The organism is Nonomuraea mesophila (genome assembly GCF_004352805.1).
Classification (GTDB): domain Bacteria; phylum Actinomycetota; class Actinomycetes; order Streptosporangiales; family Streptosporangiaceae; genus Nonomuraea; species Nonomuraea longispora.
Genome location: NZ_SMLD01000033.1, coordinates 23873 through 41716 on the forward strand (window position 1 = coordinate 23873; position 17844 = coordinate 41716).

General features: G+C 70.7%; 18 protein-coding genes and 1 pseudogene. 15 read left to right on the top strand and 4 right to left on the bottom strand.

Annotated elements, in window-relative coordinates; all coding sequences use genetic code 11:
• The first annotated feature begins 49 nt into the window (after nt 1-49).
• Both E1295_RS15245 and E1295_RS15250 read left to right on the top strand, forming a co-directional pair.
• A complete protein-coding gene (locus tag E1295_RS15245; protein ID WP_132630924.1) occupies nt 50-751 on the top strand; it encodes a type 1 glutamine amidotransferase in 702 nt (233 codons plus the stop codon).
• Between the two features lie 44 nt (nt 752-795).
• The gene (locus tag E1295_RS15250; RefSeq protein WP_132630925.1) at nt 796-3720 is read left to right on the top strand and encodes a bifunctional [glutamine synthetase] adenylyltransferase/[glutamine synthetase]-adenylyl-L-tyrosine phosphorylase; all 2925 of its coding nucleotides are present in this window, start codon (nt 796-798) and stop codon (nt 3718-3720) included.
• A gap of 42 nt (nt 3721-3762) precedes the next feature.
• On the opposite strand, the gene E1295_RS15255 is transcribed toward E1295_RS15250, so the two are convergent.
• Nucleotides 3763-5112 carry an aminotransferase-like domain-containing protein gene (locus E1295_RS15255; RefSeq protein ID WP_132630926.1) on the bottom strand — a complete coding sequence of 450 codons (1350 nt, stop codon included), beginning with the start codon at nt 5110-5112 and terminating at the stop codon, nt 3763-3765.
• Between the two features lie 145 nt (nt 5113-5257).
• Here E1295_RS15255 and E1295_RS15260 point away from each other — a divergent pair, with 145 nt between their 5' ends.
• From E1295_RS15260 to E1295_RS15285, 6 genes are read left to right on the top strand one after another with little or no spacing between them, the layout of a single operon-like run.
• On the top strand, nt 5258-6172 hold the full coding sequence (locus tag E1295_RS15260; RefSeq protein ID WP_220448727.1) for a substrate-binding domain-containing protein: 915 nt from the start codon (nt 5258-5260) through the stop codon (nt 6170-6172).
• Nucleotides 6169-6969 (top strand): deaminated glutathione amidase, encoded by an 801-nt coding sequence (locus E1295_RS15265; RefSeq protein WP_132630928.1) that lies wholly within the window; start codon nt 6169-6171, stop codon nt 6967-6969. Before E1295_RS15260 ends, E1295_RS15265 begins: the two co-directional genes overlap by 4 nt.
• Nucleotides 6962-7894, top strand: coding sequence for an ABC transporter substrate-binding protein (locus tag E1295_RS15270; protein WP_132630929.1), 933 nt, complete (start codon nt 6962-6964; stop codon nt 7892-7894). Before E1295_RS15265 ends, E1295_RS15270 begins: the two co-directional genes overlap by 8 nt.
• Nucleotides 7891-8799, top strand: a complete 909-nt coding sequence (locus tag E1295_RS15275; protein WP_132630930.1) for an amino acid ABC transporter permease — start codon at nt 7891-7893, stop codon at nt 8797-8799. The genes E1295_RS15270 and E1295_RS15275 overlap by 4 nt, the downstream gene beginning before the upstream one ends.
• Nucleotides 8800-8807: 8 nt before the next feature.
• The gene (locus E1295_RS15280) at nt 8808-9560 is read left to right on the top strand and encodes an amino acid ABC transporter ATP-binding protein (RefSeq protein ID WP_132630971.1); all 753 of its coding nucleotides are present in this window, start codon (nt 8808-8810) and stop codon (nt 9558-9560) included.
• Between the two features lie 4 nt (nt 9561-9564).
• Nucleotides 9565-10098 carry a GNAT family N-acetyltransferase gene (locus E1295_RS15285; protein ID WP_246080056.1) on the top strand — a complete coding sequence of 178 codons (534 nt, stop codon included), beginning with the start codon at nt 9565-9567 and terminating at the stop codon, nt 10096-10098.
• On the opposite strand, the gene E1295_RS15290 is transcribed toward E1295_RS15285, so the two are convergent.
• Nucleotides 10079-10627, bottom strand: a complete 549-nt coding sequence (locus tag E1295_RS15290) for a TetR/AcrR family transcriptional regulator (protein ID WP_132630931.1) — start codon at nt 10625-10627, stop codon at nt 10079-10081. The two genes, E1295_RS15285 and E1295_RS15290, sit on opposite strands and share 20 nt — an antisense overlap.
• A gap of 94 nt (nt 10628-10721) precedes the next feature.
• Between E1295_RS15290 and E1295_RS15295 the strand changes: the two genes are divergently transcribed.
• The 6 genes from E1295_RS15295 to E1295_RS15320 all read left to right on the top strand — a co-directional run bounded on the left by E1295_RS15295 (nt 10722) and on the right by E1295_RS15320 (nt 14682).
• Nucleotides 10722-11147 carry a nuclear transport factor 2 family protein gene (locus E1295_RS15295; protein ID WP_246080057.1) on the top strand — a complete coding sequence of 142 codons (426 nt, stop codon included), beginning with the start codon at nt 10722-10724 and terminating at the stop codon, nt 11145-11147.
• 92 nt (nt 11148-11239) lie between these two features.
• Entirely contained in the window at nt 11240-11932 is a 693-nt protein-coding gene (locus E1295_RS15300; protein ID WP_132630932.1) for a B3/B4 domain-containing protein, read from the top strand.
• Between the two features lie 249 nt (nt 11933-12181).
• Complete coding sequence (locus tag E1295_RS15305; protein WP_132630933.1) at nt 12182-12598, top strand: hypothetical protein; 417 nt, start codon at nt 12182-12184, stop codon at nt 12596-12598.
• A gap of 758 nt (nt 12599-13356) precedes the next feature.
• Nucleotides 13357-13650, top strand: coding sequence for a hypothetical protein (locus E1295_RS15310; protein WP_132630934.1), 294 nt, complete (start codon nt 13357-13359; stop codon nt 13648-13650).
• Between the two features lie 14 nt (nt 13651-13664).
• The gene (locus tag E1295_RS15315) at nt 13665-14117 is read left to right on the top strand and encodes a hypothetical protein (protein ID WP_132630935.1); all 453 of its coding nucleotides are present in this window, start codon (nt 13665-13667) and stop codon (nt 14115-14117) included.
• A gap of 115 nt (nt 14118-14232) precedes the next feature.
• Complete coding sequence (locus E1295_RS15320) at nt 14233-14682, top strand: hypothetical protein (RefSeq protein ID WP_132630936.1); 450 nt, start codon at nt 14233-14235, stop codon at nt 14680-14682.
• Between the two features lie 349 nt (nt 14683-15031).
• On the opposite strand, the pseudogene E1295_RS15325 reads toward E1295_RS15320, so the two are convergent.
• A pseudogene (locus E1295_RS15325) lies at nt 15032-15253 on the bottom strand (transposase); the annotation flags it as partial.
• Nucleotides 15254-15568: 315 nt separating this feature from the next.
• On the opposite strand from E1295_RS15325, the gene E1295_RS15330 reads away from it, so the two are divergent.
• Nucleotides 15569-16039 carry a profilin gene (locus tag E1295_RS15330; protein WP_132630938.1) on the top strand — a complete coding sequence of 157 codons (471 nt, stop codon included), beginning with the start codon at nt 15569-15571 and terminating at the stop codon, nt 16037-16039.
• Between the two features lie 308 nt (nt 16040-16347).
• Here E1295_RS15330 and glnA read toward each other — a convergent pair whose 3' ends face one another.
• Nucleotides 16348-17772, bottom strand: a complete 1425-nt coding sequence (glnA, locus tag E1295_RS15335; protein ID WP_132630939.1) for a type I glutamate--ammonia ligase — start codon at nt 17770-17772, stop codon at nt 16348-16350.
• Nucleotides 17773-17844 lie beyond the last annotated feature (72 nt).

Sequence of the window (17844 nt, forward strand, 5' to 3'; positions counted from 1 at the left end):
GGTCACAGCAGTAGCAACTTGCTCCGATATTTCCGGATAATGGGCCGGTATGAGCGTTACCGTCATCCAGCACGAGGCCGAGGCCGGGCTCGGATACCTGGAGGCCTGGCTGGGACTCGACTGCGACGTCGTACGGCCGTACCTGGGCGACGAGATCCCCGCACGCCCGGGAGCCGGGCTGATCGTGCTCGGCGGCGCGGCGGCCGCGTGGGAGGACGAGCGCAGCCCCTGGCAGCCCGCCACCCGCGACCTGCTGCGGCGGGCGGCCGGGGAGGGCACGCCGACGCTGGCGATCTGCCTGGGGGCGCAGCTGCTGACCATGGCCTGCGGCGGGGCCGTCGAGCGGGGCTCCCACGGGCTGGAGGTGGGCGCCCGCGAGGTGCGCGCCCTGCCCGGCGCCGCCTCCGACCGGCTCTTCTCCGGGATCGGCACGGCCGTGGCCGTCCAGTACCACCAGGACGTCATCACGCGGCCGCCCGACGGCGCGGTGCCGTTGATGACCGGCTCGCCGTACTCCCACCAGGCCTACCGGCTGGGCGAGGCCGCGTGGGCGGTGCAGTTCCACCCGGAGGCCACACCCGAGATCTTCGCGTCCTGGACCGGGGAGACGGCGCTGGAGGGGGCCGAGGAGCTGAACGCGGAGGTCAAGGAGGCCGAGAGCGCCCTCGTCGCGACCTGGCGCCCGGTGGCGAGGGCGTTCGCCGACGTGGTGCGGACCTCCGCCCGCGCGGCGACCGGCCGAAACGACTGAGAGCCTGCTACGGCCCGCGGTGAGGGAACTGCCACTATGGAGGGGTGCCCAGGATCGAATCCACCGCCGCAAGGCTCGCCAAGCTCGGTTTCGCCGACGGCGCCAGGGCCGCCAGGCTCGTCGGCCAGGCGGGAGGCGATCTGGACGACCTGCTGGAGTCGCTGGTCGACGTGGCCGACCCCGACCAGGCGCTGGCCTCGCTGGCCCGCCTGGCCGAGCGGGACCCGTCCGTGCCCCGCGCGCTCAGGGACAACGGTGAGTTGAGGGCCGGGCTCGTCGCCGTGCTCGGCGTCAGCGCGGCGCTCGGCGAACACCTCGTACGCCACCCGGAGCAGGTGGCGCTGCTGGCCGAGCCCCGCCTGGGCGACCCGCGCGAAGAGCTCCTCCGATCGGTCGGCGCGGATCCCGGGGGCGCGGCGCGGGTGCCGCCGGCCGACGCGCTGACGGCGTTGCGGATGGCCTACCGCGGCAGGGTGCTGCACCTGGCCGCGCGCGACCTCACCGGCCGGGCCGCGCCGGCGGAGGTCATGGCGGAGCTGTCCGACCTGGCGGGGGCGGCGCTGGAGGCCGCGCTGGCCATCGCGCGGGCCGAGGTGGACGCCGCCGACGCCGCCGACGTACGCCTGGCCGTGATCGGCATGGGCAAGTGCGGCGCCCGCGAGCTCAACTACATCAGCGACGTCGATGTGATCTTCGTGGCGGAGCCCAGGGAGGGCGCCGACGAGGCCAAGGCGCTGCGCACGGCGACCCGGCTGGCCCAGGCCATGATGCGAGCCTGCAGCACGACCACCCCCGAGGGCTCGCTGTGGGAGGTGGACGCCGGGTTGCGGCCGGAGGGCCGGTCGGGGCCGCTCGTGCGCACGCTCGCCAGCCATCTGGCCTACTACCGGCGCTGGGCGAAGACGTGGGAGTTCCAGGCGCTGCTCAAGGCCCGCCCGGTGGCCGGCGACCTGGAGCTGGGCGCGGCCTACGTCGAGGCGGTCAACGAGCTGGTGTGGTCGGCGGCCACCCGCGAGCACTTCGTCGAGGACGTGCAGGCGATGCGCCGCCGGGTGGAGGCGCACGTGCGCGCCGAGGGCGAGCGCCAGCTCAAGCTTGGGCCCGGCGGGTTGCGCGACATCGAGTTCGCGGTGCAGTTGCTGCAACTCGTGCACGGCAGGCTCGACCCGCTCCTGCGCCGCCGGGGCACGCTGCCCGCGCTGGCGGCGCTCTCCCGCGGCGGCTACGTCGGGCGTGACGACTCGCGCGGCCTGGCGGAGGCGTACACGTTCCTGCGCCAGGTCGAGCACCTGCTGCAGCTGCACCGGCTGAGGCGTACGCACATCGTGCCGGACGACGAGGCCGACCTGCGCCGGCTGGGCCGCGCGCTGGGGATGCAGGCCGACCCGGTGGGAGAGTTCACCGCCAGGTGGCGGCGGCACGCGATGGAGGCGCGGCGGCTGCACGAGAAGCTGTTCTACCGCCCGCTGCTGCAGGCCGTGGCGCGGCTGCCGGAGTCGGAGGCGCGTCTGTCGGCGTCGGCGGCGGCGGCCCGGCTGGAGGCGCTCGGCTACGACGACCCTACGGGCGCGCTGCGCCACATCGCCGCGCTGACCACGGGGGTGTCCAGGAGAGCCGCGATCCAGCGCACGCTGCTGCCGGTCATGCTGGGCTGGTTCGCCGACACGCCCGACCCGGACGCGGCGCTGCTGGGGTTCCGGCAGGTCAGCGACGAACTGGGCAGCACGCCGTGGTATCTGCGGCTGCTGCGCGACGAGACGGCGGTGGCGGCCAGGATGGCGCGCGTGCTCGGCACCAGCCGCTACGCGACCGGCCTGCTCATGCACGCGCCCGACGCCGTGGCGATGCTGGGTTCGGACGAGGAACTGGCCGTACGCTCGCGGGAGTCGCTGCTGGGCGAGGCGTCCGCCGCGGTGTCGCGGCACGCGGGAGACCCGGAGAACGCCGTCGCGGCCGTGCGGGCGCTGCGGCGCAAGGAGCTGTTCCGTACGGCCGTGGCCGACATCTCCGCGCTCATCGACATCGAGACGGTGGGCACGGCGCTGTCGCGGCTGACCGACGTGACCCTCCAGGCCGCGCTCGACGCCGCGCTCGGCAAGGCCCCGCAGCCCACCTCGTTCGCGATCATCGCCATGGGCCGGCTGGGCGGCATGGAGTGCTCCTACGCCAGCGACGCCGACGTCATGTTCGTGCACTCGCCGCTGCCGGGCGTGGACGAGCGGGAGGCCACCGACGCCGCCCACGCCGTGGCCAACGAGCTGCGCAGGCTGCTGTCGCTGCCCGCCCCCGACCCGCCGCTGGCCATCGACCCCGACCTGCGGCCGGAGGGGCGGCAGGGCCCGCTGGTGCGCACGCTGGCCTCCTACCGCGCCTACTACGCGCGCTGGTCGTCGCCGTGGGAGGCGCAGGCGCTGCTGCGGGCCAGGGTCTCGGCCGGCGACCCCGACCTGGGCGCCGCGTTCGTGGCGATGGCCGACGAGCGGCGCTACCCGCAGGACGGCCTGCGCGACGACGCCGTCAGGGAGATCAGGCGGCTCAAGGCCCGCATGGAGGCCGAGCGGCTGCCGCGCGGCGCCGACCCGGCCCTGCACACCAAGCTCGGCCCCGGCGGATTGTCCGACGTGGAGTGGGTGGCCCAGCTCCTGCAACTGCGCCACGCGGGCACGCGGCCGGCCCTGCGCACCACCCGTACGCTGGAGGCGTTGCGTGCGGCCGCGGCCGAGGGGCTGCTCGATCCGGCGGACGAGGAGGTGCTCGCCGAGTCGTGGCGTTTCGCCTCCCGCATCCGTGACGCGATCATGCTGGCCAAGGGACGGCCGGGCGACAGCGTGCCGCGTGAGGCGAGAGAGCGTGCCCTCATCGCGCAGGCGCTCGGCTACCCGCCGGACGGCTCGGAGGACTTCCTCGACGACTACCGCCGGGTGACCCGCCGCGCCCGGCAGGTGGTGGAGCGCGTCTTCTACGCCTGACGCGCCACCGGCGACCGCGGGGTGTGCCCGGCCGGACGGGGATCAGGCCGGGCCGCTGAGCGAGCCCGTGGCGGCCAGCGCGATCACGTCGGCCAGCTCCGCGAGCTCGCCGGGGTCGTCGGTGAGCCGGGCGGTGGCCAGGCGCAGGTGGTGGCCGGGCGCGGGATCGACGACGTAGCGGCTGCCGGGGGCCGCCGAGATCCCGTGCGCCGCGAGGGTGACCAGGGCCGCGGGCTCGTCGCGTACGGGCACCCACAACACCAGGCCGTCGCGCCCGCCCGTGCGCACCCCCCGGGCGGACAGCTCCGCGGCCAGCCGCGCGCGCCGCCCGGCGTAGGTGGCGCGGGCGTGCTCGACCACGGCCCGCGTCCCGGGGTCGCCGAGCAGGTGGGCCAGCGCGTCCTGAAGGATCCTGCTGGTCCAGCCGGTGCCGAAGCTGCGCAGCACGCGCACCCGCTCCACGGCCTCGGCCGCCCCGCCGACCACCGCGATGCGCAGGTCGGGGCCGTGGGACTTGGAGTACGACCGCACCAGCACCGTACGGTCGGGGAAGCGCGCTCCCATGCTCACCGTGGGCGAGACCGACAGCGCGCCGATCCCGTCGTCCTCGACGATGAGGGTCGCCGTGGGCTCCAGCAGGGCGGCCAGCTCGGCGGATCGCTCAGGGGTGACGGCGTGGCCGCGGGGCGACTGGCCGCGCGGCTGGTAGACGAACGCCACCGGCCTGGCCCGCAGCGCCCTGGCCAGCGCGCCGGGCAGCGGGCCGTTCTCGTCGCAGGCGACCGGGACGATCTGCACGCCGATCGTCTCAAGGATGTCCAGCAGCCGCGCGGCGGTCGGCTCCTCGATGGCGATCCGGTCGCCGGGCAGGGCCGCGGTCTGGCAGAGGAGCTGCACGCCCTCGTAGCCGCCGCCGACCGCGAGCCAGCCCTGGGCGTGGAACGGCCAGTCCGGCTCCACGGCGGCGCGCAGCCGTGGCGTGATCGTCTCGCGCGTGTAGTCGTTGAGCCGGTCGGCGTGGGCGGCGGCCGACAGGGCCGCCTCCAGCGGCGGCAGCAGCGCCGGGTCGGGGGAGGCGATCGCCAGGTCGATGGCCAGGCGGTCGCCGAAGTGGCCGATGCGCTCGTACCGGATGGGGCGCGGCACGTCGGGCGGGCCGAGCACCACCGTGCCCCTGCGGCGGTCGGTGCGGATCATGCCGTGCCGGCGCAGCTCCGACCACGCCTCGGCGACGGTGCCGGAGCTGACCCTCAGCTCCCTGGCCAGGGCGCGCACCGTGGGCAGGCGGGTGTCGGCGGTCACCGTGCCCTCCCTGATCAGGTCGGTCAGGACGGTCGCGATCCCGCGTGCGCTCGGTTCGCCGATGTGTTCCGCCAGCCATGCGGCGTCCACTTCACCCCCATGAGTTCCGCAAATCTTTGTTCAGCAACAAAGATCGTCTTGTGTTCGCCTTTCCCCTGAACATATGGTTTCTCGCAATTCGCGGCAACTGATATCGTTTGGGGGGTTTGTGGCGGAGATTCGGATTCGGCTGGCAGTGCGGGACTGGGACCACCTCGTGCCGATCGTGACGGGGGAGGTCACACCTGAGGGCTTCGCCCTCGACCTCGACTCGCGCCGCGTCACACCCGACGTGCTGAGTGAGCCCGGCCTGGACGGCGGCGAGACCTCGTTCAGCAGGTACGTGCTCGGCCGCGCCGCCGGCGACGACCGGCTCGTGGGCCTGCCCGTCTTCGTCATGCGCGGCTTCCGCCACCGGTGCGTCCTCGTCCGCCGCGACAGCGAGCCGACCACGCTGGAGGAGCTCAAGGGCGCCCGCGTCGGGCTCACCGGCTGGCCCGACTCGGGCAACACCTGGACCCGGGCGCTGCTCAGAGCCGCGGGCGTGGACCTCGGCGGCATCGAGTGGACGGTCGGCCCGCTGGTCGCCGGCGAGAGCGGCAAGGACAGGACCGGCCCAGGCCCGCTCCCCGGCAACGTCTCGCAGACCACCGACGGGCTCGCGGAAGGGCTCGCGGCCGGCCGCTTCGACGCCATCATGACGCCGTTCATGCCGCCGGAGCTGTTCACCCCGGACAGCCGCCTGCGCCACCTGCTGCCCGACCACCGCGCCGCCGAGCTCGCCTACTACCGGCGGACCGGCTTCGTGCCCGGCATCCACCTCGTGACGCTCAAACGCGAGAGCGTCGAACGCCACCCGTGGCTGCCGCAGGCCGTGCAGGACGTGTTCGAGCGCTCCAAGCGCCACTGGCTGGCCCGGCGGCGGCTGCTCGCCGACACCACGCCGTGGCTGCTGTCCGACCTGACCACGACCGCGCTGACCTTCGGCCACGACTGGATGCCGTACGGCGCCGCCCCCAACGCGGCCATGGTCGCCGCCTTCTGCGACGAGCTGCACGCCCAGGGCATCTCGTCCCGACCCATCGGAGCCGAGGAGGTCTTCGCCGCATGAGAATCGCCGTCGGGCAGTTCGCCTCCGCGGAGGACTGGACCCAGAACCTCAAGACCTGCCAGGACCTGATCGACCGGGCCGTGGCGGGCGACGCCGGCCTGCTGGTGCTGCCCGAGGGCTCGCTCGCGCTCTTCGTCGACGAGCCCGCCCGCATCAGGCAGGCCGCGCAGCCCCTGGACGGGCCGTTCGTCAGCGGGCTGGTCGAGCGTACGCGCGGCTCGGCGACCACCGTGATAGCCGGCGTGCACATCCCCGCCGCCGACGGCCGCGTGCACAACGTCCTGGTCGCCGCCAGGGACGGCGAGCTCGTCGCCACCTACACCAAGCTGCACCTGTACGACGCCTTCGGCCGGCGCGAGTCCGGCCACGTCGTCCCCGGCACGAACGCCCCCGTCGTGATCGACTGCGCGGGCTGGAAGGTCGGCATGATGACCTGCTACGACGTGCGCTTCCCCGAGATGGCCAGGCTGCTGGCCGACCAGGGCGCCCAGATCATAGCGCTGCCCACCGCGTGGGTGCGCGGCCCGGCCAAGGAGTGGCACTGGGAGGTCATGGTCACCGCCCGCGCCCTGGAGAACACCTGCTACGTCGCCGCCTCCGGCGAGTGCGGCCGGCGCAACATCGGGGCCAGCATGGTCGTCGACCCGCTCGGCATCACCCGGGCCCGGCTCGGCGACGCCCCGGGCCTGCTCTGGGCCGACGCCTCGGCCGGCGAGCTGGCCGACGCCCGGCTCGCCCTGCCCGTCCTCGAGAACCGGCGCTTCGCCGTCGACCCACGATTGGAGCGACATGTCTAGGTACGCGACGCGGGTGACGGCCGCCCTGCTCGGCGCGGCCCTCCTGGCGGCCGGATGCGGCGCCAACCCGGAGGAGGCGGAGGGCGTGCTCGACTCCCAGCAGCCCAAGGGCACGACCGCCGCCCAGGCCAAGGACCAGGCGCTGTACGACCGCCTGCCCGGCAAGGTCAAGCAGGCGGGCAAGCTCGTCTCGGTGAACAACGGCTCCTTCCCGCCGTACGAGATCGCCGGAGCCGACGGCAGGTCGCTGACCGGCGCCGCCGCCGACATGTCCGAGGCGCTCGGCCAGGTGCTCGGGGTCAAGATCGAGCACGTCACCGTGGACGGCCTGCCCAGCTCGCTGACCGGCATCGCCTCCGGGCGCTACGACTTCGCCATCGGTCCCATCGGCGACTTCCCCGACCGGCAGAAGTCCAACGACTTCGTCGACTGGGTCAAGGAGTTCGTGGTCTTCGCGGTGCCGAAGGGCAACCCGAAGAAGATCGGCTCCCTGGCGGACACGTGCGGGCTGAAGATCTCCGTCATGGCCGGCGGCTCCGCCGAGAGCGTGATCAAGGGGCAGTCGCAGACGTGCGCCAAGGAGGGCAAGCCGAAGATCAACGTGCAGTCGTACAAGGACCAGCCCACCTCCGTGCTGGCGGTCAGCTCCGGACGGGCCGACGCGTTCTTCTCCTCCCAGGCGCCGCTCACCTACTTCGTGGACCAGGCCGGCGGCAAGCTCGAACTCGCCGGCAAGGGGCAGCGCAACGGCTTCGACGACCTCTACCAGGGCGCCGTCGTGGCCAAGGACTCGCCGCTGCGCGACGTGCTCAAGGACGGCATCCAGAAGCTGATGGACAACGGTACGTACGACAAGATCATGGACAGGTGGGGCACGTCCGACAACAAGCTGGACCAGGCCGGCGTCAACCTGGCCAAGCCATGAGCCTGCCCGACGTCGACGTCGCGGGCGCCGCCCGCACCCGCCACCCGCTGCGCTGGGTCGCCTCGATCGTGCTGCTCGTGCTCGGGGCCCAGCTCGTGAGCCTGCTGGTCACCAACCCCAACTTCCAGTGGGACGTGGTCGGCCGGTACGTCAACGCCCAGATCATCGGCCAGGGCATCTTCACCACGCTGCTGCTCACCGTGATCGCCATGGCCGTGGGCGTGGTCCTCGGCGTGCTGCTCGCCATCGGCCGGCTGTCGGAGAACCCGGTCGCGCGGGCCGCCTGCGGGCTGTACGTGTGGTTCTTCCGCGGCACTCCGGTGCTGGTGCAGCTCGTGCTCTGGTACAACCTGTCGTACCTGCTGCCGGAGATCTCGTTCGGTGTCCCGTTCGGGCCCGAGTTCGTCAGCGCCGACACCAACGTGCTCATCACGCCGTTGCTCGCCGCCATCCTCGGCCTCGGCCTGAACGAGGGCGCGTACATGGCGGAGATCATCCGCGGCGGGCTCATGTCGGTCGACCACGGCCAGACCGAGGCCGCCTCCGCGCTCGGCATGAGCAGTGGCAGGACCTTCCGCAGGATCGTGCTGCCCCAGGCGATGCGCTTCATCATCCCGCCCACCGGCAGCCAGGTCATCAGCATGCTGAAGGCCACGTCTCTGGTCAGCGTCATCGCGCTGGCCGACCTGCTCTACACCGTGCAGTCCATCTACAACCGTACGTTCCAGACCATCCCGCTGCTGATCGTCGCCTGCGTCTGGTATCTGGTGATCACCTCGATCCTGTACGTCGGCCAGTCGTTCATCGAGCGCCACTACGCGCGCGGCGCCACCAGGAACGCCCCGCAGAGCTTCTGGTCGTTCCTGACCTTCCGCCGCCGCCCGGCCCCGGAGGTGCCCTCGTGACCGTACCCATGGTCCGCGCCCGCGGCGTGCGCAAACACTTCGGTCACCTGGAGGTGCTCAAGGGCATCGACCTGGAGGTGCGGCAAGGGGAGGTCGTGGTCGTCCTGGGGCCGTCCGGGTCGGGCAAGTCGACGTTCCTGCGCTGCGTCAACCACCTGGAGACCATCGACGGCGGCTCCATCCACGTCGACGGGGAGCTGATCGGGTTCGAGGCGTCGGGAGGCCGCGTACGGCACCTGCGCAAGCGGGAGGTCACCCGCCAGCGCAGGGAGATCGGCATGGTCTTCCAGCAGTTCAACCTCTTCCCGCACTTCACCGTGGTGCAGAACGTCATCGAGGCCCCTGTCGGCGTCCGAGGCGAACCCCGCGACCAGGCCAAGGAGCGCGCGCACGCGCTGCTGCGCAGGGTCGGGCTGGAGGAGAAGGCGCACGCCTACCCCCGCCAGCTGTCCGGCGGGCAGCAGCAGCGCGTGGCCATCGCCCGCGCGCTGGCGATGCGGCCCAAGCTGATGTTGTTCGACGAGCCGACCAGCGCCCTCGACCCCGAGCTCGTCGGCGAGGTGCTCGCCGTGATGAAGGGCCTGGCGGAGGACGGGCTCACCATGATCGTGGTGACCCACGAGATCGGGTTCGCGCGGGAGGTGGCCGACCGGGTGGTGTTCATGGACGACGGCGTGGTGGTCGAGTCGGGCGCTCCCTCGGACGTGCTGGACCGCCCGGAAAGCCCGCGTACGAAGGCCTTTCTGGCGCGCGTACTCTGACCGGGTGGAGACCGAGCGACTGATCATGCGCAGGTGGCGCGAGAGCGACCTCGCGCCCTTCGCGGCCATGAACGCCGACCCCGAGGTCATGGAGCACTTCCCCGCGACGCTCACCCGGGAGCAGAGCGAGACCATGGTCGGCCGGATCGAGCAGGGCTTCGACCGGCACGGCTTCGGGTTGTGGGCGCTGGAGGTGCGGGGGAGCGGGCTCTTCATCGGCTTCGCCGGGCTGGTCCGGCAGAGGTTCGACGCCCCGTTCCTGCCCGCCGTGGAGATCGGGTGGCGGCTGGCCCGCCCGGCGTGGGGGCACGGCTACGCCACCGAGGCGGCCAGGCGGGCCGTCGCGTACGCCTTCGCCGAGGCGGGACTCGACGCCCTCATCTCCATGACGGCCACGGGCAACGTGCGCTCGCGTGCCGTGATGGAGCGGCTCGGCATGACCCGCGACCCCGCCGAGGACTTCGACCACCCCGGCGTCCCCGAGGGCAGCCCGCTGCGCCGGCACGTGCTCTACCGGCTCAGGCGCGCAACCCCGTGAAGATGATCTCCATCGTGCGGTCCCGCAGGCCCGGGGTCCAGCCGGCCAGCAGGGCCGCCTGAGAGGTCGCCGAGAGCAGGGCCATCACCTCGTCCGGCCCCACCTCCCGCCGCACCGCCCCGGCCCGCTGGGCGCGGTCCAGCAGCGTGCCGACCGGCCGGCGCAGCCGTTCGAGCGGCTTGCCGGTCCGCACGTCCACGCCGCCGCCCGCCAGCAGTTCGGCCACGGTCTTACGCGCCGCCGCCTCCTCCACCACGTGGGTGAAGAACGCGAACAACGCCGTCTCCGGCTCGCCCTGCTCCGCCAGCGACTCCGCCTCCTCGGCCAGCCGCTCGAGCAGCCGCTTCACGATCGCGCCGAGCAGGTCGTTCTTCGTGGGGAAGTGCCGGAACACGGTCCCGATCGCGACCTCGGCCCGCGCGGCCACCTCCTCCGTCGAGGCGGACGCGCCGCGCTCGGCGAAGACGGACTCGGCGGCGGCGAGGATGCGCTCGCGGTTGCGCCGGGCGTCGGCGCGCAACTGGGCCATCGGCTGACTGACCTCCCGTTGACAACATGAGTTGCCACTCATTATTTTGTTAATCATGAGTGGCAACTCATCTTAGTCGGATGGAAGGAGCTCCATGATGAGTGCGCGCGAGGCGTTCGACGGGCTGCGCCGCCACATCTCCGGTGAGGAGGTCGACGGGCTGTGGGCCGAGGACGTCGTCGTCGAGACGCCGTTCGCGCCGCCCGGCAGCCCGCGCCGCGTCGAGGGGCGCGAACGGTTCCTGGCGTTCGCCCGCGCGGGCCGGGCCGCGCTGCCGGCGCGGCTGGAGATGGGCGAGGCCACGGTGCACGACACCGCCGACCCCGGCACGATCATCGTCGAGTACGAACTGGGCGCCGTCCTGCCCGGGACGGGGGAGCGGGTGTCGGCGTCCTTCATCGGCGTGCTCAGGGTCCGCGACGGGCGGATCGTGTGGTGGCGCGAATACCAGGACGTGCTGCGGGTCGCCGCCGCCACCGGCCGCCTGCCCGGCCTCCTCGCCTCGCTGTCCGCCGCCTGACGAGAGGTGTGCCTCGTGCCCTCCCCGTTCCGGCGCTGGGGAGCGAGTATCGTGATCGGCCCGTTCTTCCTGACCGCGATGACGAGGTGACCGTGCACTTCCAGCATTCGAGCGAGATCTGGCGTGACTTTCCCGGGCTCGTCCCGGGGGTGATGTCCATGGCCGGCGTCACCGCCGACGTCCACGTGGACGACCGGCTCGCGCACTATGGTGAGATCGCCGCCAAGCGCCTGGCCACCTGCTCCGAGGGCGAACTGCCGGAGATCCGGGCGTGGCGCCGGGCGTTCTCGGCGATGGGCCTGAAACCGACGCAGTACCGCTGCGCGTCGGAGTCGCTGCTGCGCCGCTTCAGGAAGGAGGGCGCGCTGCCGCGGCTGCACCCGCTGATCGACCTGTGCAACGCGATGTCCCTCGCGTACGCGATCCCGGTGGCCGTCTTCGACGTCTCGCGGATCACCTCCTGCGTCGAGGTCCGTTACGCCACGGGCGACGAGACGTACGTGACCTTCTCCGGCGAGACGGAGCGTCCGCCGGCCGGCGAGGTCGTCTTCGCCGACGCCGAGGCGATGGCGCACGCCCGCCGCTGGACCAACCGCCAGAGCGGCCACTCGGCCGTACGCGGCACCACGAGCGACGTCCTGGTCGTCGCGGAGGCCCTGCACGACACGGCCCGCGCCGACGTCGAGGCGCTCGTCGCCGCACTGGCCGGCGAGGCGCGGGACCTCTGGCGGGTCGGCCCTGAGCCCGCGCTCCTGGCCGCCTCCTCGCCGCGCTACACGTTCTGAGCGGTAAACGAAGCTCAGATCATTATTGGGCGTTTAGGTTTTGACGGGACGTTTGGGTTTATAGAGGTAGCTGAGAATATCTGCATGGGTACGTCTGCTTCCATCCGAGCATTCGACACGTGGATGCCGGGTTCGGCTGATCTATCCATGAATGGAAACGAGCGCGTGAATACTAGAAGTCGGCAATCGCGGACGCCGCGCCATGGGCGGTTCGCGATACTAGCTCTGGCCGGCGCCGTCGCCGGTGCCATGTTCCTTCCCGTGGGCCAGGGGGTGGCCAGCGCGAGCGCGGGCTACGTCGCCGTGGAGGCGGGAGGCCCGCCGTCCGCACCGGTTCGGCACGTCTCGAAGCCGAGGCGCGTCTCGAAGGAGAAGCCGATCCTGCGCAGCCCCCGCTGGCGCCCGCCGAAGATCGACATCATCGTCCACAACCTCAACCGCAACAAGAACAAGCACCGCCGTCACCACCACCGCCCTGAGGTCAGGGTCGAGCAGGTCCAGCCGCCGGTGGTCGACAACAACGACACCCAGCCCGACGAGCGCGACCACCGTGACCGCGACCACCGTGACCGCGACCACCGCGACCGCGACCACCGCGACTTCGACCACCGTGACCACGAGCGCGACGGCTGGTGGCCGATCGACGGTGATCTCACCGGATGGTGACTGCCGGGGCGGCACTCGCCTCCACGGGTTGAGGCCCTCACGCAGGTCCCGCGGAAAGGCCATCGGCTGAGCAGCCGATGGCCTTTTCACGCGGCGCGGGATCACACGTCGTAGGTGTGACCTATACAGTCGCTCGACCTGGCCAACCCTTGATCATGGGCCGCAAAGTGGCAGTGAGTGATGGCCACCGCGCCCGGGAGGTGCCACCGGCATCGCCTCTCCGGGTCTCGGCCGTCGACCGGCGGATCAGCATGCTGCGGGCGGTGAAGCCCAGCTGGTCGGTGATCATGGCGGCGAAGCCGCCGGGGAAGCGTCCTCCTTCCCACAGGTGCAGGACCAGCGCGAAGGCGAAAATGTCCCCCACGGCCCTTCCCCCACGGCCCGACGTCGCGACCGGCGCCTGTTTGAGCTTGTTCAGGGGGCAGCTGGACCGGTTTTGGGGCGGATCCAGGATGGGCGTTACCCGCGCCGGGTAGAGCTGACCGGTGACCGCACGAAACGGCAGACCGGCCGCGCACATGGAGCCGCGGCCCTGACACGCCAGCGACGCGACAGATCCCACCCGTCTCGAGCCGCGGGCCGCGACGGAACCTGCCCCCGGCCGACAGTGCTCACAGAGGCGTCCGGCGCAGCGCGGCCGTCCGCGCCGGCGAGGTCCATCCACGGAGGCGGCCCTCGCAACCGTATCCGGGGCAGGGTGTCCCCACTCGGAACTGGTGGAGCAGGTATCCGCTCGTAGACGGGAGAAAGGCTACGTCATGATCTCGTTTCTGCTCGTGGCCCAGCTCGGGCTGGCATCCGTGGTGTTCGCGCCCTCCCCGACGCCCATGCCATCGGAGTTGACCGACGCGCCCCGAGGTGGCTGCGCGTACACGCAGACAGGCGTGTACTGCAGCAACATCAACGGCATCGACGGCTACCTCAAGGCCAACTGCACCTGGCAGGGAGGCGGGGAGTTCCTGTGTGACAAGCCGCGCAAGCAGACCTGCACCAGCCCGGCCGACCAGGACACCGGCACGGCGGCCCTGGACTGCCGCCCGGTGGACGACTAGCACGATCAGGGGGAATGTTCGCCATGCTTCACCTGCGCACCATCATCGCCCGCGTCTTTTCTGCCGTCCTGGCCGGAGGCGCCGTCATCGCCATCGGTGGCCCGGCCGAGGCCGCGTCCGCCGGGGAGCCGCTGGCCCTGACCACGGGGAGCGCTCTGCCCACGGGGAGCGCCCTGCGCGTGCCCGGCACGCTCCGCGACAATTTCGCCTGCGGGCATGGGCCGGGCGGCCTCAAGATGACCATGCAGAGCGATCGGGAGATGGCCCAGGCGTGCGCCATGGCCGGCCAGGTCGCCAACGCCTACACCGCCGCGCCCCGGCAAGCCGGCGCCGATCAGGCCGTCTCGGTGACGGTCGACGGCGCGAGCTGGGCCTGCGTCCAGAAGAAGCAGGGCGACGACGACTACGTCGAATGCTCGCACGGCGGCGAGATGCTCTCACTGTCCACGTTCCACTCCGTGAGTTGAGCAGATCGCCGGGATGAGGGGATCTCTGCGGTGAGGAGTTCCCACATCCGTTCGATGCGGCCCGTGCCCGCGCTGAAGACCGCGTCTCGACTCGACTCCGGACCTATGGAGGGAGATGTTTCAGATGGACAGGATTTCGACCCGCGCCTCGATCGCGTTCATGGTGGCGGGGGCCTTGGCCACCGTCACCGTCGGCGGACTCGCCTCGGCCGCGTTCGCGAGCCGGCCGAGCGCCACCTCGCCTGCCGCCCACCTCGCCACGGCGCTGGACCCGGCACCCGCCGATGCCGCCATCAGGGAGTACCAATGCGGCAACCTCGGGCTGGCCGTGGTGGCGAACAGCTCCGAAGACAAGGAAGCCGCCTGCGAGACCGCCATGAAGGTGGCGAAAGCCGCCATCGAAGGCTCCCCTCCGGGCCCAGCAGGCGAAGCCGCCGGCCTGACGGTCGAGGTCGACGGGCAGACCTGGTGGTGCCGCGACCGCCAGGGCGACGAGGACGTGAACCCGCACGGCATGTGCGTGAACGGCAGCCGCGAGTCCGAAACGGTGCGCCTGTATTCGTGACCGTCCGAACGCGCCGGCGAGCCACTACGCACAGGCTCGCCGGAGCGTCTCTGCACGCTGGTGACTACGGCACCACATCCGCTTGTCCCAGGAGTAAGCTCAGGCATCACCCGTATGACTACTGTTGCAAGACTATGGATACATAAGCTCTGCCGCCTGCCCAAGCCTCGTCGCTCGGCGGCCCTCACCGCCTGAGCGGAACAGCCGGCGAACACTTCAAGTGGGGCACTGCAGCGTTCCAGCTGCCGAGACGGCCGCCGCGACCTGCAGGCCCGTCCCATACCGATCCGCTCGGCCCACCCCGGCCACAGCCACGGCCACGAGCCTCAGAGTCAGGCCGGCGCAATTACGCAACAGTCACGGTCCCGGCGCGGGTGTCCCACTCGCGGCGCCGGTAGCCGTTGCGCGAGTTGAGGCGCTGCTCGGACACCTCGCCGTAGCCGGCGCCGCAGCGCTGCTCGACCTCGGCGTCCATCATCATCTGCGCCATCCGCACGGCCATCTCGCGCAGCACATCGGGTGAGGCCTGGGCGAGGGTCTCGTCGAACCATTCGCTCTCAGCAGGCAGAATGTCTTCAGCGGCCACTTCTCGTTCTCCTTCGTTGCCTTCGACAGCTGTGAAGGATCGCGGAGTGGCCGCCCTCATGTCACATCGATCTTCCCTCACGGGCATCAAGGTGATGTGCAGGTTCAAACCCGTACACCACTCCCGTGGACGCTAACCACCCGACTCGAGGGCTCCGCAGCCTCCGGTCAGCCTAAAGATCCGAACTCCGTACAGGCTCTAAGGCTTGCGTCACGACTCCCAGACCGTGTTGATCTTGTAGCGCAGGAAGCCAGCTAGACTGACAGCTCCCAAAAAATCAGCGGATGAGTCGGCCAGCAGATGAAAGTGCACCGCCAGCACAAGCCGGGGGCGCGGATAGACAGCGGTGGATGGTACGACTCGGGCGGTGAACAGGAAGGGCTGTGTATGGACGTCTTACAGCACTGTGTGGACTACGATGTGATCGGCTCCGGTAAGTTCAGCTCCGCCGCAATCATCGGGCTGGACGGCGAACTCCTGGCTGCTTCCGGGGGGTACGCGCCCAGCCCTGAGGAGCGGCACGCAATCGTCAATGGGTTCGAGGACCTTTCACGGGTCGAGGCCGCCGGCCTGAAGCTGTGCGGCCAGAAGTTCTTCTTCATCTCGTCCACCGGTCGCTCCCTCTATCTCAAGAGGGGACCCGACGGCGCGATCGTGGTGAAGATCAAACGAAGTATCATCGTCGCGCAGTATGTCGTCCCGGTACAGGCACCCGAAGCAGGTCCCATCCTCGAGTCCATTGCCGATGAACTGATCAGCGCTGGGTACTGATCACAGAGCAGGGCGGGTGCGGGAGGTCGTCGCGTACACAGGCACGTACCGGCCTCGCCATCCCCAGTCGACCCGCAGGCACACGTCCAGCTCACTCCATCCCGCTCCCACATCCACGAGCATGATTTGCTGTCCTCACCCCGACCAGCACAGGACGGCCCGGCACCGATTTCGGTGCCGGGCCATTCTGTTGCGTCTCTGTTCCTTCAGACGCTGCTCCACAACTACGAATAACGACAACTAACGACAAGGTGTTCCCAGCTCAGCAGTGGTATCCGGCAAGATCGCGGAGGCCGGGAACCCCGGCGTCACACGTCGTAGTAGAGCTCGAACTCGTGCGGGTGCGGGCGCAGCCGGATCGGGTCGACCTCGTTCTCGCGCTTGTACGCCACCCACGTCTCGATCAGGTCGGGCGTGAACACGCCGCCCTCGAGCAGGTAGTCGTGGTCGTCCTCCAGCGCGTTGAGCACGTCGGTGAGCGAGCCGGGCACCTGCGGCACCTGGCGGGCCTCCTCCGGCGGGAGCTCGTAGAGGTCCTTGTCGACCGGCTCCGGCGGCTCGATCTTGTTGCGGATGCCGTCGACGCCGGCCATCAGCATCGCCGAGAACGCGAAGTAGGGGTTGCACGACGGGTCGGGCACCCGGAACTCGATGCGCTTGGCCTTCGGGTTGGAGCCCGTGATCGGAATGCGTACGCAGGCCGAGCGGTTGCGCTGGGAGTAGACCAGGTTGACCGGAGCCTCGTAGCCGGGCACCAGACGGTGGTAGGAGTTGACCGTCGGGTTGGTGAAGGCCAGCAGCGACGGCGCGTGCTTGAGCAGGCCGCCGATGTAGTAGCGGGCGGTGTCGGACAGGCCCGCGTAGCCGACCTCGTCGTAGAAGAGCGGCGAGCCGTCCTTCCACAGCGACTGGTGGCAGTGCATGCCGGAGCCGTTGTCACCGAAGATCGGCTTGGGCATGAACGTGACCGTGTGGCCGAACTCGAGCGCCGTGCTCTTGATGATGTACTTGTACAACATCAGGTTGTCGGCGGTCTTGAGCAGCGTGCCGAACTTGAAGTCGATCTCCGCCTGACCGGCCGTGCCGACCTCGTGGTGCTGCATCTCGACGTCGATGCCGCACTCGATGAGGTTGCGCACCATCTCGGAGCGCAGGTCGGTGAAGTGGTCCATCGGCGGCACCGGGAAATAGCCGCCCTTGTAACGCGGCTTGTAACCGAGGTTGCCGCCCTCGGTCGCCTTGCCGGTGTTCCAGGCGCCCTCGATCGAGTCGATGTAGTAGTAGCCGGCGTTCTGCCTCGTCTCGAAGCGCACGTCGTCAAAGATGTAGAACTCGGCCTCAGGGCCGAAGTAGACCGTGTCGGCGATGCCGGTGCCTTTGAGATATTCCTCGGCCTTGCGCGCGACGTTGCGCGGGTCACGGCTGTAGGCCTCGCCGGTCAGCGGATCGTGCACGAAGAAATTGAGGTTGAGCGTCTTGTGCTGCCGGAACGGGTCGACCACGGCGCTGGCCGGGTCGGGCAGCAGCAGCATGTCGGACTCGTGGATCGCCTGGAATCCACGGATCGACGATCCGTCGAACATGAGCCCGTCGGTGAAGACGCTCGCGCTGAAGTTCTCTACCGGGAAGGTGAAGTGGTGAGTCGTCCCCGGCAGGTCGGTGAACCTGACATCGACGAACTGCACCCCTTCGTCCCTGATGAACTTCAGGACGTCGTCGGCGGAGTTGAACACTCTCGAACCTCCCTGGGGACTGGCCATCATGCCGACGCTAGAACTCGGCCGTTTCCACCCGGTGTCTCGATT